This window comes from Microcoleus sp. Pol17C6 (assembly GCF_036701145.1).
In the GTDB taxonomy this organism is placed as follows: Bacteria; Cyanobacteriota; Cyanobacteriia; order Cyanobacteriales; family Microcoleaceae; genus Microcoleus.
In genome coordinates this window covers 61,164-85,027 of the sequence record NZ_JAUBQH010000011.1, presented here as the reverse complement: position 1 = coordinate 85,027, position 23,864 = coordinate 61,164, and the positions used below count along the sequence as shown (strand labels likewise).

Below are 23,864 nucleotides of genomic sequence, written 5' to 3'. Positions count from 1 at the left end.
CGGCAACGAGCAATGTACGGGATGTAACGGATGTTAGGAAGAAGGAAGAAGGAAGTTCGCCAACGGATTCGCTCAACGGATGTAGCGGATGTCAGGAAGAAGAAAGTTCGGCAACGGATTCGCTCAACGGATGTAACGGATGTCAGGAAGAAGGAAGCAGGAAGAAGGAAGCAGGAAGGAAGAAGAAAAAAAGATGTAATAATAGCAATGGTTTCAGGCATTGATCACGTCCTCAGTAGGGCGTCCACTGCACACTGAGTGGCTTACCCATAGCGCACAAAAGCATTTATTGTTTGCGTCCGGAGTGGTTTAATTAAGTTGATATACTTAAGCTGTTGGGCCTCTAAATTTTATTTTGGGGCGGGTTCTCGTGGGCACCCCACAAGAATTTTATCAAACTTGACAGTCATAAAGCTTCCGCTCAGGAAGCGTAAAATTTAGATGCGCCTAGGCCGATGCAAAAAAAATGCGCTCGCCCGCAGAATCTCTCGAAAGAAATCAAAAGCGCGATCGCATTCCCAGAACCAATTACCAATGACCTAATTCCAACGCTTCTTGCGCTGTCGCTGGCTTGCCACCGCCTCCACCAGTCCCAGGCCGAGAAAATTACTCAGCAGCGACGCATTCCCGTAACTCAGGAAAGGCAGGGGAATGCCCGTAACTGGAGCCAAGCCAATGTTCATGCCAATATTTACGAACACCTGAAAAATCAACATTGACAGTACGCCGATCGCTAGCAAAGAACCAAAATTATCGTTAGCAGTTTGAGCGATCGTCACCAACCGGAAACAAATGATCCAGAACACCAACAGCACGCAAATGCAGCCAATAAACCCCAATTCTTCGCCAATAGCTGAAAAGATAAAGTCCGTATGCTGTTCGGGAATAAAGTTAAGCTGAGTTTGCGTTCCGTGAAATAAACCCCTGCCTTTGAGCTCCCCGGCCCCAATAGCAATCCGAGATTGAATCAAGTGATATCCGCTGCCTAAAGGGTCTTTCTCGGGGTTTAAAAACCCTGTCAGGCGCATTTTTTGATAATCCTTGAGCACATTCCAAAAAATATGTCCCAGGTGTCCAGAAACAACGTTCACCAACACAGCACCGAAAGTCCCCAACCACGGCCAAGGCAGGGTTCGCCAAGCGATAATACCCGCAACAACTACCCAGGCTATCCAAATCGGTGTAGACAGGTTATTAAAGAGAACTGAGATTAGAGGAGAGAATAGCAATATTAGCCAGCCGGGATTGACATTACCCCAGTAAAACATCCCCATTGTGATCGCGCCGAAGACTAAGGAAGTACCTAAATTTGGTTCGGCAAAGATCAATCCCCAGGGTACAGCCATAATCGCCAGCATCCTCAACATATTACCCACCGTGGGAACAGTCTTGTCGTGCAGGAGAGCTGCTAAAGTGACAATCATGCCTACTTTGGCAAATTCTGACGGTTGCAGGTAGAAGCCGCCGATGTTGATCCACCGCTGGGCACCGAGCCCTGTAGTACCGATAAAGCGCACTGCGATCAGGGACAAATTGATTAATATGTAAATCGGCCATTTCCACTCAAGCAGTGTTTGGTAACGGCAGCGGGAAATGATGATGGCGAGGAACAAACCGACTGCCCCAGTTACCCAGTGCCGCCACCAGTCGATCAGCCCCTGGTTGATTTCGACGCTGCGGATCATGATGCCCCCGAAGATGGTGAGGCCGATGCAAGCGGCAAACAGCCAAGGGTCTGCTTCTTCCCAGGGTTTGAAGATGAATTTCCAGCGGTTTCTGACTTGTATTCTCTGCAACATGAGGATTTTAGATTTTAGATTTTAGATTTTAGATTATCGAGCTGATTTTCGGAACTTGTGGATATATTTCGGATTCACAGCCTGCACCTTACTGTAGAAGCGTCGGTGTGAGTACCTCACATTATTCGGGGAGTTGCAGCGAGGTTCCGGGCCGTCAGCAACGGGCTAGGGGTTCCGTGCCCAAAAATCTCCATGTAGGGTGCGCCGATGGGTACCTTACCAGGATGTGGAACGACAAATCAAGGTTTGAGGTGACAGGGGGCGGTTCCCGATCGCACAATAGCCTGATCGTCGCGATCCGCAAGTCCGAAAATAGTCAGGCCGGTTCGTAAAGGTACTCGAAGCCGTTCCCATCTGGATCTCTGCCGTAGAAGGATGCTGTACCGTCGCGGTGTTCGTGGATGTGGGTGACGGAAACACCATCAGCTTTGAGTTGTTCGTAAGCGGATTCCATTTCGGTACGATCGTCAAATACAAACCCAAAATGCGGCCCTGCTTGGTCGTAACTCGGACTCAACAGCGCCAATCCGTCCTCTCCTGCTTTCAAATAAGCCCAGTCTGCATCTTTCCAGACTAACTCCATACCCAAGTTGCGGTAGAATTCAGCAGACTTCTCTATGTCTTGCACGCAGACGGCTACGTGTCCCAATCGTTTTAGTTTCATATCTACAAAGTTTACGGTTGTTCTTTCATTTATTGTATCTATTTTCGGATTTTTTGCTCGATTAATTAGCTATTTTTTCTGTTTTTTTTGTTGCGGCTAACTGTACTTTTTCTACTTGTTTGCTAGCGTCCATTTCGCTGAACAGTTGAATGGCACGCTCAAAATTTTCTTCACTTTTCTCGGTGTTACCAAGTTTTTGTTCTGTTAGTGCTAGTTGATAGCAAGCTTGGGCTCGGTCTAATTTGGCGCTAGCTCGATCGAGTATTTCTATTGCTTCTGCATGGTGCTGCAGGGCTTGGTCAATTTCTCCCCCTTCTCGGTACAGCGCTGCTATAGCGCTGAGAGCTTTGGCTTTGATGGTGTTGTACTGGTTTTGGTCGGCTTGGGCGATCGCTTGGCGGTACAAGCTCAAAGCTTTCTCTGTCTCTCCCAGGTTTTGATAGGTGGCGGCGAGAAAAACTAACTTGTATCCCGTACCCACCAACTGACTGTTTTCCCGATCGGCATACAGTTTTTCGGCGAGCTCTTCCGCCTCTTTTTTGGCTCCGACACAGGAGTTGAGGAAAGCTAACCCGACATCGATCGAATAGCTATTAATCCCGATTTCGTCCCGCGAATTTTTCAGCTTTACAAATATCTCCATAGCTGATTCTAATTCGCCCATTTCTATTTGACAAAAACCTATATTAATTGCAGCGTTAACTTTCCAGAATTCCAGATTAGCTTGTTTGCCGTTTTCCGGTTCGCCGCTTTTAGCTAAAATTTGCAAAGATTTAGTGGCTTTTATTTCTGATATTTGATGGCATTCTATGGCTTGATTTATTTCACCTAAGATCCTGTGACAAATACCTAAAATACTGTATAACCCGCTCAAATAATAATCAGAAGTCACATTGTTAACGATCCGAGTAGTTGCTGAAATTATTGGCTGCAAGAAACCTAATTTGTAGAGCGCTCTACCGAGATTGTAATCTTTTGCAAACTGGATATTGATTTTTTTGAGGATAACGCTCGCGGCCTGCTCGAAACAGCTAATTGCTACATAATGATAGTAAGCTTCAAAAGCTTTCAGCGCATCTTCTACAGTCTCAATATTTTCAACACTCTCGCTCCAGAACTCGGCGGCTTTGCGGTTTGCAGTTTCCCAGTCTCCGGGCGAGAGCCGATCGACCGCTTCTTCGCGAATTGCTGGATGCAGCCAGTATTCGCCCTTCTGAGACTCGACTAGCGATCGGTGCAACAGCGATTTAATGATTTGTCGCCGTCCGGCTTCCGGCACGTCCCACAGCAAACACAAAAGTCCGTCAGTAGGGACTGTCGGTACATCTTGATAGCGGTAACAGCCCAAGCGACAGAGGAGTTGATAGGCTTCCGAATCGAGTTCGAGGAGGCGGTTAAATTGACTGGTAACTAAATTTTTTAAGTCTGTTTCAACGAGTGGATGGTCGCTGTTTTCCAGCCAGTAAGCCGCCATGTCTCCGTCAAAATCTTCTCGGATCGTGCCGCAAATAATGCCCATTGCTTTGGCATTGCCGCCGTAAACTTTGTGCATTTCCTTGAGGGCGACATCATCTATATTGATGTTGCGGCAGCTAAAAAACTGCCGCCAAACTTCCACCTCTAATCCCGGAAGCAAGTAGTGTTCGACGGTGACATCAGAATCGCAAAGTCGATCGCGACTGGTAATCAGCGTTACCGACTGCACCGCTGCGTCAGCCAAAACTCGCAACAGTTCCACGTAAAGCCGGTGCGGTTCAATAAACTTACCTTGTCCGTCGAGTGCGGCTTCCAAATTGTCAATTAATACGCCGACTTTATGAGTCTGAAGCTGCCGCTTCAGCCGCCCCAGGGTGACGCCAAAGTCTGGCCCTGGTTCTTCCTGAAAGTCTTGCTTGAGCCATTCTTCGATCGCGCTTTCCAAGGCCGTGATGTTCTCTGTCTCTTTTGCCATCAACAGTTCAATTACCCGATCGAACCCTTGAGATTTGAGATACTGTCTGGCCAAAGTTGTTTTGCCGATACCGCCGGCACTTTGGATGACAATCACTTTTGCACCTTGGGCGACAAGAGTATTGAGATCTTCGATCGCCCCGAAGCGGCCCAAAAAATTCGGGTTTTCGATTTCCAAATCCGCATCAAGTCCAGGAGATACTTGGGCCGGAACAGTTTGTCCCGACTGCGGTTCTAGTTTCGAGTAGCTGCGCCAATACCTCTCTACAACCGCTTGAAGGTTGTCTCTTTTGACTTTTTCGCCTTCTCCAAACAGCGCTGAAAGTCGCTTCCACAAATTAGAGGCAGCGTCCTTAACAGTCCCTACTCCATACCCTTCACTATCTGCAACCTGTTGGTACGTCCTGCCTTGCACGCCTTGCCAAGCTTCGCGAAAGATCGCGCTGTCAAGGTTGTCGAGAGTTTTCAGGTTTCGAGCCACAAGTAACGAGTTGGTAAAATCCAGTGCACGATCGGCTTCCATTTAGTCACCAGGTTTAGCGTTACCTATCTGACACAACTTTAACAGACTTTTTCCGACTCGCTTACACGCTCAAACAGTGGACTTGTATAGACTTTTCCCGACTGACACGGCCGAGGTTGGCCGGGGATACTGTTGAGTGTGGAGGGGAAGTTGACAGGCAAGCTTCTAACTTACACACCAATCAAGTCGAGTTTATATTCAGGAGAAAGCAGCTATGTCTATTAACGATGTTGAAACAGCGATCGTAGATGAACAAATTCGCCCTCAAGAATGCGGCCGCGTTCGTTTCCAAAATAGTTGGTGGCCGGCGAAGTGCGATCGAGACATGACTTTTGAACCCGGTGAGGTGGTTCGGGTCGTGGGGATTGAAAATATTACTTTGATCGTTGCAGCGTCGTTTGCCATCAATTCTGAAAGTTAAGGCAAATCTACAATCGGGAGTAAGCAATCATGAATTTTGAGAATTCCGAAAAAGCGATCGTGGATGAAGAAATTCGACCTAATGAGTCCGGTCGCGTTCGTTTCCAAAACAGTTGGTGGCCGGCGAAGTGCGATCGAGACCTGACTTTTGAACCTGGTGAGGTGGTTCGCGTAGTCGGAATTGACAATATTACTTTGATAGTTGAAGCGTCGTTATAAATCAATGGCTTAGGGAGTCGAGCTATAGGTTTATAGCCTCCCAACGTTCAGGCCAACCTAGAAGCAGGAGAAAGTAATCATGACTGTCAGCCATTTGGAAAGAGCGATCGTTGAAGAAGAAATTAAACCAAATCAGTCCGGCAGTGTGCGATTTCAAAGCAGTTGGTGGCCTGCCAAGTGCGTTCGAGAAATAACTTTGCAACCCGGTGAAGTTGTTCGCGTCGTGAGCCTTGACAACATTACTCTGATAGTTGAAGCGTAGTTGGAAAGCAATCTGGAGGTGGGGAGTTATCGGAGGGTAGAACAAATAAATTTGCGATCGCGTTTCTATCTCGATACATTTCTCTTCAAGCGCGCGATCGTACTTCTCGCCTCTGTTAATTTCCAGATTCTAGAGTTTGACCTCAACCACAACTCACCGCTGACAGTTTTGTCGGCGGTTTTTTTGTAGGCGTTCAGGGGGTGACACGCAACTTAAAAGCCTTGTGCTGAAAAGGGTTTAAGGCGATCGCCCTCAAAAGAATTAGGCTGCCGCGAGCTTCTTTTGCATATCTCGACAAGGTGGAATCAGGATCGAGGGCGATCGCCCCGGAGCGTAATTGTCAATAAGTCTGTCATAATAGCTATTAGAAATTTCTCCACCGAGTTAGTACGGTGCATAACTCAAAATTAGGGTGTAAAACTGGAAAAACCTTACCCGATGAGATCGATTTGTACATGACTTTTCAAGAAGCCCTAGAATTTATCGAATCAGCCTTAGAGTCCAAGACCAGTAAAACGTTAAGTTTGCTTGAAAAAGAAATCTTAAAAGCTGCTTGGGAAAACGCAACTTATAGTGTACTTGCTGACAGCTTGTACCTGAGCATAGGACATATCAAAGATTTAGCTGCCATCCTGTGGCAGCGGCTTTCAGACGTAATGGGAGAAAAAGTTACTAAAAATAACTTCCGCTCTCTGCTAGAGAAGCAAAACACCACAAGTGCGATCGTCGATGCCAAAGTCCAAGGCGAACCTATGACGATGGCTTCGGTAGGAGAAAGTGACATCAATGAATTACAAACTTACAAAGGAAACATTTTAATTGTTGATGACATCCAAGAGAATCTGCGTTTTCTAACAAGAATTCTAACTAACGAGGGGTACAAAGTTCGCGGCGTCACCAAGGGTGCGATGGCCTTGAGGACGGTTCGTCATTATCCCCCCGATGCTATATTGCTGGATATTAAAATGCCAGACATGGATGGCTATCAAGTCTGCGAAGCCCTAAAATCGGATGAAAACACCTCAGAAATTCCGATTATTTTCTTAAGCGCGCTCGATCAAGTTCTGGATAAAGTCAAAGCTTTTAAGGTAGGGGGAGCTGACTACATCTCTAAACCTTTTCAGTTGGAAGAAGTGCTAGTTCGCCTCGAAACTCAGGTCACTATCCAGCACCAAAAACGCCAGCTTAAAGAAGCAATCGAGCGACACCAGCAAACCGCAGAAATTGCCTACCAATCTCGCACCCTGTTGGCAAACTTGCTAAACTCATCTCTGGATGGAATAGCTGCAGTGGAGGCGATGAGGGGGGATATCGCTGGAGAAATTGAAGATTTTCGCTGCTTGATAGTTAACCCTGTCTTTGCCAGACTCTTAGGAAAAAAACGAACCGAACTCGCGGGCGAACCCGTTCTGAAAAAACTGCTTAATCAATTGAGTCCAGGATTGTTTGATTTGTTAGTAGAAGTTGTTGAGACTGGAGAATCGCTTGAAGGAGAGGTTCATCTAGAAACTAATTACGGCAAATGCTATTATTTCACTGCTGTGAGATTGGGAGACGGTTGCTCAATTACCATCCGTGATCTTACGGACTTAAAACAGTCGGCATTAAAGTCAATGATCGAACAGAACAAACGGCGTGTTATCAAATAGGATAAACGGCGCTTACGCAATCTGACCCAGAAACCGGGTTTTTTACCGAATCTACGGGCTGCACTGCGTCTTTTCGTCAGGACTTACGCAATCTGATCCAGAAACCGGGTTTTTTAGGGAATCTACGGGGTGTAACCAAGTATTATCCTAAAAAAAGCCGGTTTCTGACTACCCCTGTGTAATTCCTAAAAATATCAATATTCACCAACCAAGGGTTCACTTAAATCGAGAATCTTCTCAAACTGAAACTTCCTCACCCAATTTCTGAGAGTTTGAAGCTCGAAAGCGTGAGATTCAAGAATCTCCTCTAGGAGTTGAAAAACTAATTCCCAATCAGCGTCAATAGCTGCTTCATATAATTTTACCATCCATTTTTTTGACATCGCTGCTAATAAACGAGTGAAATTTAACAGTTCTCCAGTCACATTAGAAGGGGGACAGGGTAGCTCTTGATCCTGATAAATATAAAGGATTCCCCAATGTTTAGCCATGATGTCAAAGATGGCTTCTGTGTGGAACGGTTTTGGCACAAAAGTCTAGTGAGCGATTCATCCTGCCTGTTTGTTGGGGGGAAATATAAGTTAATGTCCCTTCTAGAATATTAGGACTTTTGAGGGTGGGATTCTCTTGGGATAGGATGGTAGATAAGCCAAAGTCAATAATTTTTAATTGTCCTGTTTCAATACTCCGGACAGTTTTTAAGCAGCCAGAGTACCATAAGACAAGACTGAAGGAAGGTTAGGGTGATTTAAAATCAAATCCGGGTCTAAATCTAACTTATCAATAAAGCTAGAAAGTAGATGCTTATTTAATTCCAGACGTTTATAATAGGCCATAGAAAACACAAACGACTTGGCAGATGAATGACAACTATAGAGTTGATGTTTGGCTAAATTTAAGGCAATAAGACTGGCATTAAAATGAAAATCAAGCCGTGGTAGATGACGAGCTTGACAATCAGACAATCCCGTAAATTGCTTGGCATCCCGAAAAATAAATTCAATCTGGAAGCGAGCCTGATAATATTCAACAATTTGCTCAGGTGATAGGTGAATATCAGTGCTAAACAATAAAGCATTTTTGATTTTGCCATTGGCTTGAACCTCAGAAATACAAGCCAAACTAATTTGACAGTTTAAACAACAACGACCGACCTCCAATGTATATAATGAAACTCCAGGTTTTCAATACTTCGGACAGTTTTATATCTAATCGAGTGTCCGAAACCCAGACTGGCTATATGGTGGACTATTATTTCAAGGTTTAAGTAAGCGCCCTAAGTTTCCTAAAATGCGTTAAAAATGGCAGGGCTTTCTCGCGATCGGCTTACAGGGCCGTTAAAAAACTGTCCGAAGTATTGTTATATGATGACTCTTATCAACTCCTTTTGTAAAGCTTGATTGAGATGCTCTTACCCTGCATCAACCGCGCCGATACTGAAGTGAAAGTTGTTGCCCTCACCTACGACCACGGACCCTATTCTCCCTATACAAATCAGCTTTTAGATATCTTAGACCGCTATTAAGTTAAAGCAACTCTTTTTGAAATCGATCGCAATATTGAGAAACATCCCGAAATCGTGAAAATGATTGTCGCGAGGGGAGATGAGTTGGCAAACCATTCCTAATCTCACAAATCGCATTTGCCATGCTGCTCTGGCTGCAAGAAAATCTAATTCAGGCATCAAAGTCGGAACTAAAGCTGCCCAAAACTGCACCTGTAAAGCAGAGTTAGTAGCAATTTTTTTAACCAGTTCCAGGAGCAAAACGAGGTTCTAGGTGGTTTCCGGGAGGCGAGAACCGGGGAGAAGGGCGATCGTCCGAACTCCGGATATTAATTCCTAATCTTTGCCCGTAGAATTGAGGTTGTCCATGACAGGATTGCCGACAAACTGAGCTTTCTTTAAACCCTGTCGGTTTAAGTCAGTAGCAGCCAAAGCATCTCTAGTAAAAACCGCCAGACATTTCTCTGAGCAAAGCAACTGCCACAAGATTAAACCCAAATCGACTCGCCCCTCGTAATAACTAGAATGAGCCGATAGAAAAATTATATAGGGGCGGTTGCTGGCATGGGCGATCGCCGCAGCGACAATATCCCCAGTTGGCACCACCCAATCGCAGTGGCGCGAATGCGTCCAAACAGCCTGCAATTGCTGCCAAGTCAAAGCAATTAGGCGCGCCCCAACATCTTTGAGGAAAAACAGGGGATTCATGTAAAAAACTCCCCCAGACCGCATTTGACTGGTGGGCCCAATAATTGGCACGGTCGATCGGCGGTAAGCAGCCCCGTCACCTACAATCGGCATTGCCGAAACATCAACATCCGCGCCAGATACTCTTAAAGCTTTGAGAATTTGACAGTTAATCGAGTCTTCCCCGTGACTGTTGCTGAGGAAAAGTATCCTCTTCGATTTCATATAATCGGAATACAATCAGAATCAGTGCCGAGCTTTTTTTAAAGACAGCCGTGCGATAGCTAAACTCGGGCGGGCTAACTTTTTGTTAGTCTAATTTAAATACATTGTGGAAGTGAAACAGCGTGAATATTGAAATTGGGCGGGGCAAAAGCGCTCGCAGAGCTTACGGCATAGATGAAATTGCGCTTGTACCCGGACAGCGCACCCTCGATCCGAGTTTGGCAGATACCAAGTGGCAGATTGGCGGGATCGATCGAGAAATCCCGATCATCGCCAGCGCCATGGATGGAGTAGTCGATGTCCGCATGGCCATTTTGCTGTCGGAATTGGGAGCAATGGGCGTGCTCAACCTAGAAGGAATTCAAACCCGCTATGCCGACCCCCAGCCAATATTAGAGCGCATCGCCAGTGTCGGGAACCACGAATTTGTTTCCCTGATGCAGCAACTCTATGCCGAACCCATCAAGCCAGAATTAATCGACCTGAGAATTAAAGAAATTAAAGCAGGAGGAGGGATTGCCGCCGTCAGCGGTACACCGGCCGGCGCGAGCAAATACGGCCGGGCGGTTGCTGAATCGGGAGCCGATATATTTTTTGTGCAAGCAACAGTAGTCTCGACTGCTTTCCTTTCCCCTGAATCAATCTCATCTTTAGATTTGACACAATTCTGTCAAGAGATGCCGATACCAGTAATTTTGGGTAACTGCGTCACCTACGAAGTCGCTCTGAATTTAATGAAAACTGGCGCTGCGGGCATTCTCGTGGGCATTGGGCCGGGGGCTGCTTGCACATCTAGGGGCGTATTGGGTGTCGGCGTTCCCCAAGCCACAGCGGTAGCAGACTGCGCCGCCGCGCGGGACGACTACTATCGCGAAACTGGCAAATACGTGTCGGTGATTGCTGACGGCGGTTTAATTACCGGCGGCGATATCTGCAAGTGCATTGCCTGCGGTGCCGATGCAGTGATGATTGGTTCGCCCTTTGCCAGGGCCGCCGAAGCTCCCGGCCGCGGCTTTCACTGGGGGATGGCGACTCCGAGCCCGGTTTTGCCGCGCGGCACTCGCATTCGTGTGGGGACTACGGGTACTGTGGAGCAAATTTTGCGGGGGCCTGCGGTGCTAGATGACGGTACGCACAACTTGCTCGGAGCTCTGAAAACTAGCATGGGTACCTTGGGCGCTAAGGATATTAAGGAGATGCAGCAAGTGGAAGTGGTAATTGCTCCTTCTCTGCTGACGGAGGGTAAAGTCTATCAAAAAGCTCAGCAGTTGGGCATGGGTAAGTAGATTTACCGATCAAATACCAGCATACCTTGACAAAATTTGTTCAAGAGTCTCGAAATTTACAGAATATTGTGGAATTATCGAGAAGGAGATGTCACAATAGAAGAAGCGGAGACGCATGTTTCCGTTCACTCCTCACACCACACTCCGCCCGGACTACTGTTCGGGCGGTTCCTTTTTTGCCGGACATCTTGGCTCTTGCTTACTAGATACAGAACTGAGGCTTGTAGCTCCGGAGAGGGGGAGAGTGGGAGAGGGGGAGAGTCTGGGAGTGGGAGACTTTTTCTTCTATATAAGTGCATTCTGCCTTCGGAAACATCAGTGCCTTCGGAAACATCAGTGCCTTGTTCCTTCAGAAACCTTGTGCCTTCTTCCTTCTACCGTCTTCCCTCTTCCCTCTTCCTTCTACGGTCTCCTTCAGAAGCCTTCTCTTAAAATGGTTGACGCAAGTGGTTACATTTTTTGCTAGACTTGTTATCCGAGAAATAGTATTTACAAGGATGGCTAGGGATGTCAGCAGCCGCGCAAGTAACCGACTCTACCTTTAAGCAGGAAGTGCTCGATAGCGAAGTTCCAGTTCTAGTGGATTTTTGGGCTCCCTGGTGCGGGCCCTGTCGGATGGTGGCGCCCGTCGTAGACGAAATTGCCCAGCAATATGAAGGGCAGGTCAAGGTAGTAAAAGTTAATACCGACGAGAATCCTAACGTGGCCAGCCAATACGGTATCCGCAGCATTCCGACGCTGATGATATTTAAGGGCGGTCAACGTGTGGATATGGTGGTTGGGGCAGTTCCGAAAACTACTCTGGCCAACACTCTGGAAAAGTACATTTAACCCAACTGCGAGCAGTTTCGCGCTGTTCTTTGTGGGCCGCGAAAGCTAACTCGCTTCAGAACCGGGGCAAAGCTACGGGAAAAGTTATTAGTCGCCAGCATGGCAATTTGCTGGTGGCTATTAGCTTATAACTTTGGCTTGCCCCTTAATTTTTATTAGCCACAAATTGTTACCGTTTCGGAAAAATTCATGATTCGTTCTCGGTCTGGTCAAGGTTTTGAGTCCCTCCAAGCTGAAGTGATGGATTTGCTCGATCGCTTGCCAATGTTGAAGCACTCTGAGTGGATCGAACGATCGCTCTCTACTATAGTGCAAATGGCCAGAGAGGATCTCGATCGCCTAGACTTGAAGATTATTGCGGCGTCGCTCCGAGATATGGAGAGCGCTTTTGAGATGTTTTATCCTTACCGCCATGTTCGCAAAATTGTGATTTTTGGTTCGGCGAGGGTGTCACCGCAATCTGTGGAATATTTGCTGGCCAGAGACTTTGCACGCGCGATCGCCCAGCAGGGGTTTATGGTGATTACTGGCGGCGGCGGCGGAATTATGCAGGCGGGGAACGAGGGGGCGACTGCTGAACGTTCTTTTGGGCTGAACATTCAGTTACCTTTCGAGCAGAGTTCTAATCCTTTCATTGCCGGCGATCCCAAATTGCTCAATTTTAAATATTTTTTCACTCGTAAGTTATTTTTTCTCCGGGAGAGCGATGCTTTAGCTCTGTTTCCGGGCGGTTTTGGCACTCTGGACGAGGCTTTTGAGTGTCTGACTTTGATTCAAACTGGCAAGTTCGGGCCGGCTCCTGTGGTATTGATCGATCGACCGGGAGGAGATTATTGGCACGATTGGAATTATTTTGTGCAAAAACAATTGCGGGGCCGGGGTTTGATTTCACCCGACGATCGCAGCCTGTATACGATTACTGACGATATAAATGTCGCTTGCGAGGCGATCGGTAGTTTTTATCTGGTTTATCATTCCTGCCGCTACGTGCGCGAAAAATTGGTAATTCGATTGAAAACAGAGCTTTCTGATGATAATGTCGATCGCCTAAATACTGATTTTAGCGATATTGTTGTCACCGGAAAAATTGAAAAAAGTCAAGCTTTGGAACCGGAAATAGGAGATGCAACTTTCGATATGCCGCGCCTAGTTTTGCATTTCAACCAGCGGGATTTGGGGCGGCTTTATCAGCTAATTGCTGCTATTAATCAAATGGGTGCAGCTTCGCCGGCGGCGGCGCATCCAGAACAAAAGTAGTTATTAGTTATCAGTCATTAGTCATTTTAAATATGGGTGAGATTAGATAGAAGTTGGACAACTTGTATTTTGACAAAAGCGCTCTGCTGAGATAAGTTTTTGTAAAAAGTAAAGAAAAAAGCGTCCAAAAGCCAAAGAAAATCTTGTCAGTACCTTGATGGCGTTGTTTGGGAAAAAAACAGCAAAATGCTAGACCTGCTGCTAATTGCAATTTTGGGATTTCTCGGCAGTTTCGGTCACTGCGCCGGAATGTGCGGCCCGCTGACAATGGCGTTTTCTCTTTCTAATTCCCGCAACGATAAATTAGCGACTTTCCGCTTTCATTTGCTGCTAAATTTGGGGAGAATTACTGCTTACGCTTTGGTTGGTGCTGCAATTGGCGGACTGGGTTCGGTGTTAATTGCTGGCGGACTTTTGGCAGGTACGGGTAGCGAATTGCGGCGGACGATCGCACTTCTGACGGGCACGATGCTGATTTGGTTCGGAGTAGGGCAAATTAAACCGAACTTGCTGCCGGGATTGCCCCGATTGCACCCGCTGTCGCACGATCGAGTCGGACAAGCAATGAGCAAGCTTTCGGCACAAAAAAACTGGTGGGTGCCGATTGCTTTGGGTTTGCTTTGGGGTTTGATTCCCTGCGGTTTCCTCTACGCAGCCCAGATTAAGGCGGCGGAAACCGGAAACCCGGTTTTGGGTGCGGCGACGATGCTGGCTTTTGGACTCGGCACGCTGCCAACGATGCTGGGAGTGAGTTTTTTTGCTGGCAGATTGAGCGCCGACAAGCGCAGTCAACTGTTTCGTGCGGGTGGTTGGGTGACGGTGGCGATCGGAATTCTTACCTTGCTGCGAACCGATGAAATGGTTGATTTTACTGGGCACGCAGCGCTGCTGTGCTTGATGCTAGCACTGTTGGCGCGTCCGGTTAGCAAGTTTTTGCCGCAACTGTTGCGCTATCGCCGCGTCTTGGGTGTGGGCGCGTTTGTCTTAGCAGTCGCCCACACGTTTCATATGCTGGATCATACGCTGCAATGGAATTTTGATGCTGTGTCCTTCATGTTGCCGCAACATCAGTTGGGAATGGCGGCTGGGATGCTGTCGCTGCTGTTGATGCTACCGGCAGCGGTTACAAGTTGCGATCGCATTCAAAATTATTTAGGCCAACTGTGGCGAATGCTTCACCTGTTAAGCGTTCCAGCTTTTTTGCTGTGCGCTGTACACGCTGCACTCATCGGTTCCCACTATCTCGGCGGTTTTGAATGGAAGTTGCACAATCAACTGCTGACAGCCGTTTTAGCGGTGGTTACGGTGTTAGTTATGTTTGTGCGATCGCGCTTGTTTTGGTCACTTTTATCACTAGAGAATTTCTATGTTTCCCCTCTCAAACAAAAGTAAAAGTTTAGGATTGTTAGTATTTTTGGGATTGCTAATTGAAGCAGCAATTCCCAGTGCGCCGCAGTTAAACTCGATTTCAGTTTTAGCCCACGAAGTCGAAGTATCCGGAGATGTAGCCGCTACCTTTCACCTAGAACCAAACCACAACCCTCGCGCCGGACAGTCTGCGAGAGTGTGGTTTGCGCTGACTCGCCGGGGCGGCAAAATTATCCCCTTAGAGCAGTGCAATTGCAAATTAGCGGTTTATCCAAAAGAGCGCCCAGAAGGCGATAAGCCACTAATGCAGCCGCCTTTAAAAGCCATATCAGCCGAGAAATATCAAGGGATTCCGGGGGCTGATATCGTATTTCCCAAGGCTGGCATTTACCAGCTTAACTTGAGCGGAACAGCCAAAAACCCAGCTAATTTTAAACCGTTTAAACTGAGTTACACTGTCACCGTTAGGTAATACCATTTGAGATTTTAAGGACTGATTCGGTAGAGATTTTATGTAAATTAACCGCCGAGAGCGCAGAGAGCGCCGAGAGGAGAAAATAAGAGGAAGATTGAGAGCAAGTTTTCTATTTGAAGTTAAGGGGGACACGCGACCTATAATTTAGTTAAATTACTATTATAGCAACTACCAAGAGGCTTAGGACGTGCTTAATTGCTGAAACCATTGATTTTATTGCGCTTTGCTTCTTCATTCTTCCTTCAAACAGCAAATCTTAATTTTTAATAAAGATAAGTCGGTGCATTCTGCACTAAGTAAATTTCTGCGTTACCTTGTCAGTGTCCATTATGAGATTTGTGCAAGCTAACGTCTCTTGAACTGACCAAAGGATATAACGATGGATATCTTATCTAACACCGTGGCCCTATCGCGGATGCAATTTGCGCTAACCGCCATATTCCATATGCTGTGGCCAGTTCTGACAACTGGAATGGGGATTTATCTGGTAATTGTTGAAGGAATGTGGCTGAAAACTCGCAATCCCGACTACTACCATCACGCTCGTTTTTGGTCTAAACTCTACGTCCTTAACTTCGGTATTGGAGTAGCTTCAGGAATTCCGATGGAATTTCAGTTTGGCACGAATTGGGCACCATTTTCTGAAGCGGTTGGTGACTTTTTTGGCAGCATTTTAGGCTTTGAAGCTTCAATGGCGTTTATGCTAGAAGCCGGCTTTTTAGGCATTATGCTGTTTGGTTGGGAGCGCGTTCACCCGATCGTCCATTATTTCGCTACAATCATGGTAGCCTTCGGCGCTAACCTATCCACAGTCTGGATTTTAGTCGCTAACTCTTGGCTGCAAACTCCTGCGGGCGGAGAAATGGTCAATGGCAAGTTTATTGTCAGCGATTACTTCCAAGCAATTCTGAACCCGTTCGCATTAAACAGCATTCTCCATATGTTTTTTGCGACGTTAGAAACTTCGCTGTTTGTCATTGGGGGAATTAGCGCTTGGTACATTCTCAATAAGCGCAACCAAGCCTTTTTTTCCAAGTCTTTAAAAATTGCCATAGCGACAGCAATCGCCGTTGCACCTTTGCAAATATACATCGGACATTTGAGCGCTGAACAAGTTTATCACTATCAACCCACTAAATTAGCAGCAATCGAAGCTAAGTGGGAAACCTCACCAGCGGGAGAGTCAGCCGATTGGACTTTGCTAGCTTTGCCTAATGAAAAAGCCCAAAAAAATGACTGGGAAATTAGCGTACCCAATGGCTTAGGATACGTTCTGGAATTTAAGCGAAAACTATCAGAACCCGTCCTCGGATTGAAGGAATGGAAGCCAGAAGATAGACCCCGGATGGTGGGTTTAATCTACTATTGTTTCCGCATCATGTCCGGGATTGGATTCTTCTTTTTAGGACTGATGCTGTTCAGTATAATTCAGTGGATGCGAGGGAAACTTTCTGCTGAAAATATTAGCAATCAACCTTGGCTGATGCGCGCTTGGGTATTAGCTGCTCCCCTGGGATATATTGCTGTAGAATCGGGTTGGATTGTGCGCTGTGTCGGCCGACAACCTTGGGCTTTATACGGGCAAATTCGCACTGCTGATGCGGTGTCAAATATCCCCGCCAGCAATGTTTTAACTTCTCTAAGTTTCTTTGCAGTTATTTACAGCTTTTTGTTTGTTTGTGCCTTGTATTTTGGCAGCAGAATTATCCGCAAAGGGCCGAATTTAAGTCTGCCTGTGCCAGGTTTAGACAATGAACCTGCAATCGAAAGTCAACCTGCAGAACACATTCCCGATCAACGTCCCGTAGAAGCACAACAATAGGAGATTTTATGCAAGCTTTGGAGCATTTTCTCCCACAAGTTTGGTTTGTAGTTTTGGCTTTGTTTCTCCTGCTATATGTCATGCTAGACGGTTTTGACTTAGGAGTAGGCATCCTGTCTCTGACTGCTTCCGACGAGGAACGCCGGGGCATTTTAATGACGAGTTTGGGCAACGTTTGGGATGCCAACGAAACTTGGCTGGTGTTGATGGGAGGCGCTTTATTTGGCGCATTTCCCCTCGCTTACGGTACGATTTTGACAGCGCTCTACATACCGATTTGCATGATGCTTTTTGGTTTGATATTTCGGGCTGTAGCCTTTGAATTTCGCGAGCATTCTAATCGCAAATTACTCTGGAATTATGCTTTTGGTGCTGGCAGTTTTTTAGCAGCTTTAGCTCAAGGATTTGCCTTGGGTGCCGTACTCGAAGGCATTGCGGTTGATGAAGCCGGTCACTTTGTAGGTTCTACTTGGGATTGGCTGGATTGGCGATCGATCTTGGTGGCTTTGACGCTGATTCAAGGCTATGTTTTGATCGGTTCAACCTATCTAATTATGAAAACAGAGGGCGAACTGCAAACAAATCACTATCGCACGGCTAAAATTGCGGCGGTGACAACTTTAATCGGAGCGATTTTAATTACGATCGCCACTCCGATTTTTTACGAAAGTGCTAGATCCAGGTTGTTTGAGAAACCGCTAGTTTATGTCTTTGCCGCGATTCCTTTGCTGGGAGTGCTGTTGGTAGGACTGCTGCTAAAAAGTCTTGCAAATAAAGAAGAACGCACGCCGTTTGTCTGGACGATTCTGATTTTTCTGCTTACTTTCATCGGCTTGGGATTGATTGTTTTTCCCTACATTATTCCCTCACAAATCACGATTTACCAAGCCGCAGCTTCGCCCAGCGCCCTGGTATTTATGATTGTGTTTATGGGCGTTCTGCTCCCGATTATGATTTTTTACAACATCTACAATTATGTTGTGTTTCGGGGTAAGGTTGTCGGCGGCCACTACGGCGAATAAAGCATAATACAACCGCAGATCACGCAAATATACGCAGATAAGCTCAACACTAGATCCGGGTTTATCTGCGTATATTTGCGGTTGAAAATTACAAATTATTGTTTTCCAAAACCATCACAACTTACGCAACCATACTATACATAACTTAGCGCCAATAGTGCAGAATAGGGAAAGGAACTGGTCGAGAATTAGCGATCGCACGCCATGCACTTTGAAATTTGAAATTTGAGATTTGAGATTTGAGATTGCTCGCACGGATGAGTCCGGGGGTTATGATCAGGATGCGGAGCTGTTTTCAAAGATCCACGGATGAATCCAGGGGCCCCGGAGCAAATTGCTTTCTGTCAAATAATAGTTGAGAAACATTGGGAAAAAATTACAGTTAATTCTGTCCCTACCCAGGATGCAGAGTTTGCGATCGCTATCTTTGTCACATAATAAAATATAATATAAGAGAAGGTTTTAATTTAACTTTTTTATAAGAGAGGGTTAACCAGTTATGGATGCGATCGCCAATTTATCAGGTTACGAGATTACAGAGAAACTTTATGTAGGTACACGTACCCTAGTCTATCGAGGCATCCGTACCCGTGACCAATACCCAGTCGTCATCAAACTGCTGCGAAACGAATACCCCTCCTTCAACGAGCTCGTCCAGTTTCGCAACCAATATACCATTGCCAAAAATCTAGACTTCCCTCACATCGTCAAACCCCTAACGCTGGAAGTATACCAGAATAGCTATGCCCTAATAATGGAGGACTTTGGCGGAGTCTCCCTAGCTACTTATCTCAAAACAGCAACAAATGAAACCCAACCATCTCAAGCTTTACCTTTAGCAGAATTTCTCCAACTCGCCATACAACTAACAGACATTATTCACTATCTCTACCAAAACCGAGTCATTCACAAAGATATTAAACCCGCTAATATTCTCATTAACCCCGACACCCAAGAAATTCAACTAATTGACTTTAGTATTGCATCCCTCCTACCACGAGAAACCCAAGAAATCCAGAATCCGAATATTTTAGAAGGTACATTAGCCTATCTCTCCCCCGAACAGACAGGACGGATGAATCGAGGCATTGACTACCGCAGTGACTTTTACTCCCTGGGTGTAACTTTTTATGAATTGTTGACAGGAAAGTTGCCATTTATCTCGGATGATCCGATGAAAGTGGTGCATTTTCATCTCGCCAAACAGTCGAAACCGAGCCATCACATTAATCCTGAAATTCCCCCGATCTTATCGGAAATTGTCAGTAAACTGATGGCAAAAAATGCCGAAAATCGCTATCAGAGTGCATTAGGACTCAAGCACGATTTAGAGATTTGTTTAGTTCTACAAAAAACCGCCCATATAAAATCTTTTGAACTCGGAAAGCGAGATATTAGCGATCGCTTTACTATCCCCGAAAAGCTCTACGGTAGAGAAAAAGAAGTTGATAAACTATTAGCTGCCTTTGAGCGAGTCAGCACAGGTAGCACCGAAATGATGCTAGTAGCAGGTTTTTCGGGAATTGGGAAAACCGCCGTTGTCAATGAAGTTCATAAACCCATTGTCCGTCAGCGCGGTTATTTTATCAAAGGCAAATACGATCAATTTCAACGCAACATTCCATTCAGTGCCTTTGTGCAAGCCTTCCGCGACTTAATGGGTCAATTGCTATCAGAATCGGATACCGAACTGCAAACATGGAAAACCAAGATTTTAGCAGCAGTGGGAGACAACGGACAAGTCTTGATTGACGTGATTCCTGAGCTAGAACGTATAATTGGCGCTCAACTTCCTGCAACAGAATTGTCAGGAAGTGCCGCCCAAAATCGCTTTAATCTGTTAATGCAGAAATTCGTGCAAGTTTTCACGAGCAAAGAACATCCTTTAGTGATGTTTTTGGATGACTTGCAATGGGCGGATTCAGCCTCCCTGAATTTGCTACAATTATTGATGATGGATACAGGATATTTATTAGTATTGGGTGCCTATCGAGATAATGAAGTTTCGCCAGTGCATCTATTTATCCTAACAGTTGATGAGATAGTTAAAAATGGGGCAATAGTGAATACGGTTACTTTGCAACCGTTAAGCCAACCAGATATGAATTTGTTGGTAGCAGATACACTGAATTGCGAATCATCTCTGGCGCAACCTTTAACAAAATTAGTGTATCAAAAAACTCAGGGTAATCCTTTCTTTGCCACTCAGTTTCTCAAGGCATTACATGACGCTCAGCTAATTAGCTTTAATTGGAATATTCGGCATTGGCAGTGTGATATTGCCCAAGTCAAAGCCTTAGCCATCACTGATAATGTCGTTGAATTCATGGCTTGGCAATTGCAGAAGTTGCCGCCAGAAACTCAGGAGGTTCTCAAATTAGCGGCTTGTATAGGAGCGCAGTTTGATTTGAATACGTTAGTAATTGTCAGTGAGCAATCTGCGGGAATGACGGCTACTGCTTTATGGAAAGCATTGCAGGAAGGTTTGGTGATTCCCACGACAAAAGTCTATAAGTTCTTTACGGAATCGGATAGTGATGAAGTTTTCAAGGCTTCAGCTAATCCAACTTATCGATTTTTACACGATCGCGTCCAGCAAGCCGCATATTCACTCATTCCCGATTCACAGAAAAAAGCAACTCATCTCAAAATCGGACAATTACTTCAGCAAAATTGTTCAAAAATAGAGCAAGAAGAAAAACTGTTTGATATTATCGGGCATTTGAATCGAGGAATTGAGTTAATTACCCAACATAGCGAACGAGAAGCCTTAGCTAAACTGAACTTGGCAGCCGGTTGTAAAGCCAGAAATTCTACCGCCTACACGGCAGCCAGAGTTTATCTGCAAATAGGCATTAATCTACTAACAGCCAACTGCTGGCAAAGGCAGTATGAATTAACCCTGAACCTCTATGTTGCTGCTGCTGAAGCCGCCTATTTGAATGCTGACTTTGACGGCATGGAAGAGATAGCAGTACAAGTGTTGCAAGCAGCCCAGACAATCTTAGACAAAATCAAAATTTACGAGATTCAAATCGCCGCCCAGACAGCACAGAGCAAGTCACTAGAAGCCATTGCAGTAGCAAGAGATGCACTCTGGCAATTGGGGGTTGAACTCCCCACCGAAGCTGACGAAGCCTTGATTGGTAAAGCGCTAGAAGCCGTTGCCAGCCAACTCCAAGGTAGACGGATTGAAGAGCTAGTTAATCTGCCGGTGATAACTGATGCCAAGGCTCAGGCTGCCATGCCACTATTAGCAACATTATATTCTCCTATCTTTCTGGGAATGCCCGGTTTGCTGCCCCTACTTAGCTGCAAGATGGTGAGTTTATCGCTCTCCTTTGGGAATGCGCCAGCATCGACGGTGGGGTATGGCATTCACGGACTGGTGTTGTGTGCCTTTTTGGGAGATGTGGAAACGGGGTATGCCTTTGGTAAATTGGCACTCTTATTGCTTGATAGGTTCAATGTCCGGGAATTCAAGTCCATGATTCTGAATCTATTTGGAGCCTTTATTCAGCATCGCAAAGAAGCAATGAGGGCAGTGATGCTGACGACGAAAGATAGCTATAGGTTGGGCATGGAAACTGGCGATTTTCTAAGTGCTGGCTACAGCATGGTCACTTACAGCTATATGAACTTTTTCAGTGGAGTAGAACTGAGCAATTTGGAATCAGAAATAGCAAGTTACAGCACCGCCTTGGCTCAGGTAAAGCAATATTCTGCTCAGATTTATGTAGATATGGTGCGCCAGACGGTGAATAACTTAAAGGAAGTCGAGATTCTGTCGGATTGCTTAATCGGCAAAGCCTACGATGAAACAGTGATGATGCCTAAGCATAATCAGGATTATGAATTCACTGCCATCGCCGAGGTTTATATCTACAAACTGTTGCTTGCTTACTTTTTTGGTAACTACCAAGATGGGAGCAATTACATTAGCCAAGCCCAGCCATATTTGATAGCAGTACCAGGATGTATTTTTATTCCCATTTTCCATTTCTATGCAGCCCTGACGCATCTGGCCGTGTTTCCCACGCATCCTGAAATTGAGCAAGCTGATATTCTCACTCAGGTGAAAACCCATCAAACGACTCTGCACCAGTGGGCGCAAAATGCTCCGATGAATCATCTGCATAAGTGGTATTTGGTTGAAGCAGAACGGCAGCGGGTTTTGGGTTACAAGGCAGATGCACTGGAAATGTACGATCGCGCTATCCAACTCGCTAAAGAAAATCTCTTCATCAACGAAGAAGCCCTCGCCAACGAACTAGCAGCTAAATTCTACTTGGAATGGGGCAAAGAAAAAGTAGCTCAAGCCTACATGATTGAAGCGTATTATTGTTATGCCCGATGGGGAGCTAAAGCCAAAATTGAGGATTTGGAAAAACGTTATCCTCGCCTACTCGGTATTATCCTTCAGCAAGCTCAAGCCTTTAGTTCATTAAAGGAAACGATCGCCCGCGGAACAATTACTTATAATACCAACTCTTCTAGCAGCAACTCTGAATTTCTCGATTTGCCTACTCTGATCGACGCCTCTCAAGCCATTTCTGGGGAAATTGAACTAGATAAACTCCTGACTACTCTTTTAAAAATAGCGATCGCGAATGCTGGGGCAACTAAGTGTGTCTTATTGCTCAAACAAAAACAGTATTTACAGGTAGCGGCTCTTGTAGCAGAGGGACAGGAACCTGAGCTATTACCAGCAATACCTCTAGAATCTAGTCAGGATGTAGCGATTAGTTTGGTTAACACTGTCAAGCGTAGTTTGAAACCTTTGGTAATAGTCGATGCTAGGGTAAGTTCCCAGGTTGCGGGCGATTGCTATATTGAACAGCACCAGCCGATAAGTGTTCTGTGTATTCCAATTCTTAATCAAGGGCAGTTGATAGGAGTTCTCTACCTGGAAAATAATCTGACGGTTGGGGCATTTACGAGCGATCGCATTGAAGTGCTAAATTTGCTGGCTTCTCAAGCTGCTATTTCCTTAGAAAATGCCCGTTTGTATCAAGAATCTCAACAAGCATTTACCGATCTGAAGCAGGCACAAATAAAAATAGTTCAAAGCGAAAAAATGTCAGCATTGGGAAACTTAGTGGCTGGCGTTGCTCACGAAATTAATAATCCAGTTGGTTTTTTGGTTGGTAATATTCAACCAGCCTTAGATCATATCAAAGATTTGTTTGGATTGCTCGATTTGTATGAAGAAAAATATTCGCCACTCGACCCAGAAATTCAAGAAGAAATCGAGAACATCGATCTGGAATACATCCGGGAAGATTTACCGAAATTAGTAGGTTCGATGCGGGAAGGCGTGAAGCGGATTCGGGATATTAGTACCAGTCTACGAACCTTCTCCCGTGCCGATACTAACTATCCCGTAGTTTGCAATATCCACGATGGCATCGATAGCACCATTATGATCCTGAAACATCGGCTCAAGGCTAACGAAACTCGTCCAGAAATCAAAGTGATTAGGGAATATGGAAATTTGCCACAAGTGGAGTGTTATCCCGGACAGTTGAATCAAGTATTTATGAATTTGTTAGGTAATGCGGTCGATGCTTTGGATGAATCAAATCAAGGACGACATTATGCAGAAATTGTCAATAAGATTACCATTAAAACCGACCTTTCTCTGGACAAAAAACAAGCGATTATTTGCATTAAAGATAACGGTGTGGGCATGAATGAAGCAGTGCAAGAGAAGATTTTTGATGAGTTATTTACTACCAAGGAAGTAGGGAAAGGGACGGGGTTGGGATTGGCGATCGCTCGTCAAATTGTGGTTGAGAAACATGGAGGGGCGATCGAGGTAAATTCTCTATTGGGAGAAGGGACGGAGTTTACAATTTTATTGCCGATGAAAGGATAAGACTATCTTGATAGCTCGCTATC

22 protein-coding genes are annotated in these 23,864 nt (G+C 45.6%); 15 read left to right on the top strand and 7 right to left on the bottom strand.

All coding sequences use genetic code 11. The annotated features are described in order from the left end of the window. The first annotated feature begins 30 nt into the window (after positions 1 to 30). Complete coding sequence (locus tag QUA25_RS08275; protein ID WP_333036970.1) at positions 31 to 258, top strand: hypothetical protein; 228 nt, start codon at positions 31 to 33, stop codon at positions 256 to 258. 281 nt (positions 259 to 539) lie between these two features. Here QUA25_RS08275 and rodA read toward each other — a convergent pair whose 3' ends face one another. The 3 genes from rodA to QUA25_RS08260 all read right to left on the bottom strand — a co-directional run bounded on the left by rodA (position 540) and on the right by QUA25_RS08260 (position 4,936). Then, positions 540 to 1,799, bottom strand: a complete 1,260-nt coding sequence (gene rodA, locus QUA25_RS08270) for a rod shape-determining protein RodA (RefSeq protein ID WP_333036969.1) — start codon at positions 1,797 to 1,799, stop codon at positions 540 to 542. Positions 1,800 to 2,115: 316 nt separating this feature from the next. Next, positions 2,116 to 2,463 (bottom strand): VOC family protein, encoded by a 348-nt coding sequence (locus tag QUA25_RS08265; RefSeq protein ID WP_190661613.1) that lies wholly within the window; start codon positions 2,461 to 2,463, stop codon positions 2,116 to 2,118. A 61-nt stretch (positions 2,464 to 2,524) separates the two neighbouring features. Further along, positions 2,525 to 4,936, bottom strand: coding sequence for a tetratricopeptide repeat protein (locus tag QUA25_RS08260; RefSeq protein ID WP_333036968.1), 2,412 nt, complete (start codon positions 4,934 to 4,936; stop codon positions 2,525 to 2,527). A gap of 214 nt (positions 4,937 to 5,150) precedes the next feature. Here QUA25_RS08260 and QUA25_RS08255 point away from each other — a divergent pair, with 214 nt between their 5' ends. From QUA25_RS08255 to QUA25_RS08235, 5 genes are all read left to right on the top strand, one after another. Further along, positions 5,151 to 5,357 (top strand): NfeD family protein, encoded by a 207-nt coding sequence (locus QUA25_RS08255; protein WP_333036967.1) that lies wholly within the window; start codon positions 5,151 to 5,153, stop codon positions 5,355 to 5,357. A gap of 29 nt (positions 5,358 to 5,386) precedes the next feature. Then, complete coding sequence (locus QUA25_RS08250) at positions 5,387 to 5,575, top strand: NfeD family protein (RefSeq protein ID WP_333036966.1); 189 nt, start codon at positions 5,387 to 5,389, stop codon at positions 5,573 to 5,575. Between the two features lie 79 nt (positions 5,576 to 5,654). Beyond that, positions 5,655 to 5,837: an NfeD family protein gene (locus tag QUA25_RS08245; protein WP_333036965.1), complete on the top strand. Its 183-nt coding sequence runs from the start codon at positions 5,655 to 5,657 to the stop codon at positions 5,835 to 5,837. After that, complete coding sequence (locus tag QUA25_RS08240) at positions 5,838 to 6,026, top strand: hypothetical protein (protein WP_333036964.1); 189 nt, start codon at positions 5,838 to 5,840, stop codon at positions 6,024 to 6,026. Between the two features lie 266 nt (positions 6,027 to 6,292). Further along, entirely contained in the window at positions 6,293 to 7,486 is a 1,194-nt protein-coding gene (locus QUA25_RS08235) for a response regulator (RefSeq protein WP_333036963.1), read from the top strand. Between the two features lie 194 nt (positions 7,487 to 7,680). Here the strand turns inward: QUA25_RS08235 and QUA25_RS08230 are convergent, their stop codons facing one another. Then, complete coding sequence (locus QUA25_RS08230) at positions 7,681 to 8,016, bottom strand: hypothetical protein (RefSeq protein ID WP_333036962.1); 336 nt, start codon at positions 8,014 to 8,016, stop codon at positions 7,681 to 7,683. 168 nt (positions 8,017 to 8,184) lie between these two features. Beyond that, entirely contained in the window at positions 8,185 to 8,646 is a 462-nt protein-coding gene (locus QUA25_RS08225) for a transposase (RefSeq protein ID WP_333036961.1), read from the bottom strand. A 245-nt stretch (positions 8,647 to 8,891) separates the two neighbouring features. Here QUA25_RS08225 and QUA25_RS29445 point away from each other — a divergent pair, with 245 nt between their 5' ends. Next, positions 8,892 to 9,011, top strand: a complete 120-nt coding sequence (locus QUA25_RS29445) for a polysaccharide deacetylase family protein (protein ID WP_445242225.1) — start codon at positions 8,892 to 8,894, stop codon at positions 9,009 to 9,011. Here QUA25_RS29445 and QUA25_RS29440 read toward each other — a convergent pair. Together QUA25_RS29440 and QUA25_RS08215 are read right to left on the bottom strand one after the other, a co-directional pair. Continuing rightward, the gene (locus QUA25_RS29440; RefSeq protein WP_445302057.1) at positions 8,997 to 9,203 is read right to left on the bottom strand and encodes a hypothetical protein; all 207 of its coding nucleotides are present in this window, start codon (positions 9,201 to 9,203) and stop codon (positions 8,997 to 8,999) included. The two genes, QUA25_RS29445 and QUA25_RS29440, sit on opposite strands and share 15 nt — an antisense overlap. Positions 9,204 to 9,326: 123 nt before the next feature. Continuing rightward, entirely contained in the window at positions 9,327 to 9,902 is a 576-nt protein-coding gene (locus QUA25_RS08215; RefSeq protein ID WP_333036960.1) for a hypothetical protein, read from the bottom strand. Between the two features lie 122 nt (positions 9,903 to 10,024). Here QUA25_RS08215 and QUA25_RS08210 point away from each other — a divergent pair, with 122 nt between their 5' ends. The 8 genes from QUA25_RS08210 to QUA25_RS08175 all read left to right on the top strand — a co-directional run bounded on the left by QUA25_RS08210 (position 10,025) and on the right by QUA25_RS08175 (position 23,841). Next, entirely contained in the window at positions 10,025 to 11,188 is a 1,164-nt protein-coding gene (locus QUA25_RS08210) for a GuaB3 family IMP dehydrogenase-related protein (RefSeq protein ID WP_333036959.1), read from the top strand. A gap of 507 nt (positions 11,189 to 11,695) precedes the next feature. Further along, positions 11,696 to 12,019 carry a thioredoxin gene (gene trxA / locus QUA25_RS08205; protein ID WP_006631199.1) on the top strand — a complete coding sequence of 108 codons (324 nt, stop codon included), beginning with the start codon at positions 11,696 to 11,698 and terminating at the stop codon, positions 12,017 to 12,019. 189 nt (positions 12,020 to 12,208) lie between these two features. Further along, positions 12,209 to 13,276 carry an LOG family protein gene (locus tag QUA25_RS08200; RefSeq protein ID WP_333036958.1) on the top strand — a complete coding sequence of 356 codons (1,068 nt, stop codon included), beginning with the start codon at positions 12,209 to 12,211 and terminating at the stop codon, positions 13,274 to 13,276. Positions 13,277 to 13,462: 186 nt separating this feature from the next. Further along, on the top strand, positions 13,463 to 14,668 hold the full coding sequence (locus QUA25_RS08195; RefSeq protein WP_333036957.1) for an urease accessory protein UreH domain-containing protein: 1,206 nt from the start codon (positions 13,463 to 13,465) through the stop codon (positions 14,666 to 14,668). Continuing rightward, entirely contained in the window at positions 14,643 to 15,116 is a 474-nt protein-coding gene (locus tag QUA25_RS08190; RefSeq protein WP_333036956.1) for a hypothetical protein, read from the top strand. The genes QUA25_RS08195 and QUA25_RS08190 overlap by 26 nt, the downstream gene beginning before the upstream one ends. A 382-nt stretch (positions 15,117 to 15,498) precedes the next feature. Beyond that, entirely contained in the window at positions 15,499 to 16,941 is a 1,443-nt protein-coding gene (locus QUA25_RS08185) for a cytochrome ubiquinol oxidase subunit I (RefSeq protein ID WP_333036954.1), read from the top strand. 8 nt (positions 16,942 to 16,949) lie between these two features. Next, on the top strand, positions 16,950 to 17,963 hold the full coding sequence (cydB, locus tag QUA25_RS08180; RefSeq protein WP_333036953.1) for a cytochrome d ubiquinol oxidase subunit II: 1,014 nt from the start codon (positions 16,950 to 16,952) through the stop codon (positions 17,961 to 17,963). Between the two features lie 499 nt (positions 17,964 to 18,462). After that, on the top strand, positions 18,463 to 23,841 hold the full coding sequence (locus QUA25_RS08175; RefSeq protein WP_333036952.1) for an AAA family ATPase: 5,379 nt from the start codon (positions 18,463 to 18,465) through the stop codon (positions 23,839 to 23,841). Positions 23,842 to 23,864 lie beyond the last annotated feature (23 nt).

Coding starts and splice junctions, on each gene's coding strand:
- QUA25_RS08255 (WP_333036967.1), top strand. CDS start 5,151: ATGTCTATTAACGATGTTGAAACAGCGATCGTAGATGAACAAATTCGC.
- cydB (WP_333036953.1), top strand. CDS start 16,950: ATGCAAGCTTTGGAGCATTTTCTCCCACAAGTTTGGTTTGTAGTTTTG.
- QUA25_RS08195 (WP_333036957.1), top strand. CDS start 13,463: ATGCTAGACCTGCTGCTAATTGCAATTTTGGGATTTCTCGGCAGTTTC.
- QUA25_RS08190 (WP_333036956.1), top strand. CDS start 14,643: ATGTTTCCCCTCTCAAACAAAAGTAAAAGTTTAGGATTGTTAGTATTT.
- QUA25_RS08275 (WP_333036970.1), top strand. CDS start 31: ATGTTAGGAAGAAGGAAGAAGGAAGTTCGCCAACGGATTCGCTCAACG.
- QUA25_RS08185 (WP_333036954.1), top strand. CDS start 15,499: ATGGATATCTTATCTAACACCGTGGCCCTATCGCGGATGCAATTTGCG.
- QUA25_RS08175 (WP_333036952.1), top strand. CDS start 18,463: ATGGATGCGATCGCCAATTTATCAGGTTACGAGATTACAGAGAAACTT.
- QUA25_RS08235 (WP_333036963.1), top strand. CDS start 6,293: ATGACTTTTCAAGAAGCCCTAGAATTTATCGAATCAGCCTTAGAGTCC.
- QUA25_RS08250 (WP_333036966.1), top strand. CDS start 5,387: ATGAATTTTGAGAATTCCGAAAAAGCGATCGTGGATGAAGAAATTCGA.
- QUA25_RS08215 (WP_333036960.1), bottom strand. CDS start 9,902: ATGAAATCGAAGAGGATACTTTTCCTCAGCAACAGTCACGGGGAAGAC.
- QUA25_RS08200 (WP_333036958.1), top strand. CDS start 12,209: ATGATTCGTTCTCGGTCTGGTCAAGGTTTTGAGTCCCTCCAAGCTGAA.
- trxA (WP_006631199.1), top strand. CDS start 11,696: ATGTCAGCAGCCGCGCAAGTAACCGACTCTACCTTTAAGCAGGAAGTG.
- QUA25_RS08245 (WP_333036965.1), top strand. CDS start 5,655: ATGACTGTCAGCCATTTGGAAAGAGCGATCGTTGAAGAAGAAATTAAA.
- QUA25_RS08265 (WP_190661613.1), bottom strand. CDS start 2,463: ATGAAACTAAAACGATTGGGACACGTAGCCGTCTGCGTGCAAGACATA.
- QUA25_RS08260 (WP_333036968.1), bottom strand. CDS start 4,936: ATGGAAGCCGATCGTGCACTGGATTTTACCAACTCGTTACTTGTGGCT.
- QUA25_RS29445 (WP_445242225.1), top strand. CDS start 8,892: ATGCTCTTACCCTGCATCAACCGCGCCGATACTGAAGTGAAAGTTGTT.
- rodA (WP_333036969.1), bottom strand. CDS start 1,799: ATGTTGCAGAGAATACAAGTCAGAAACCGCTGGAAATTCATCTTCAAA.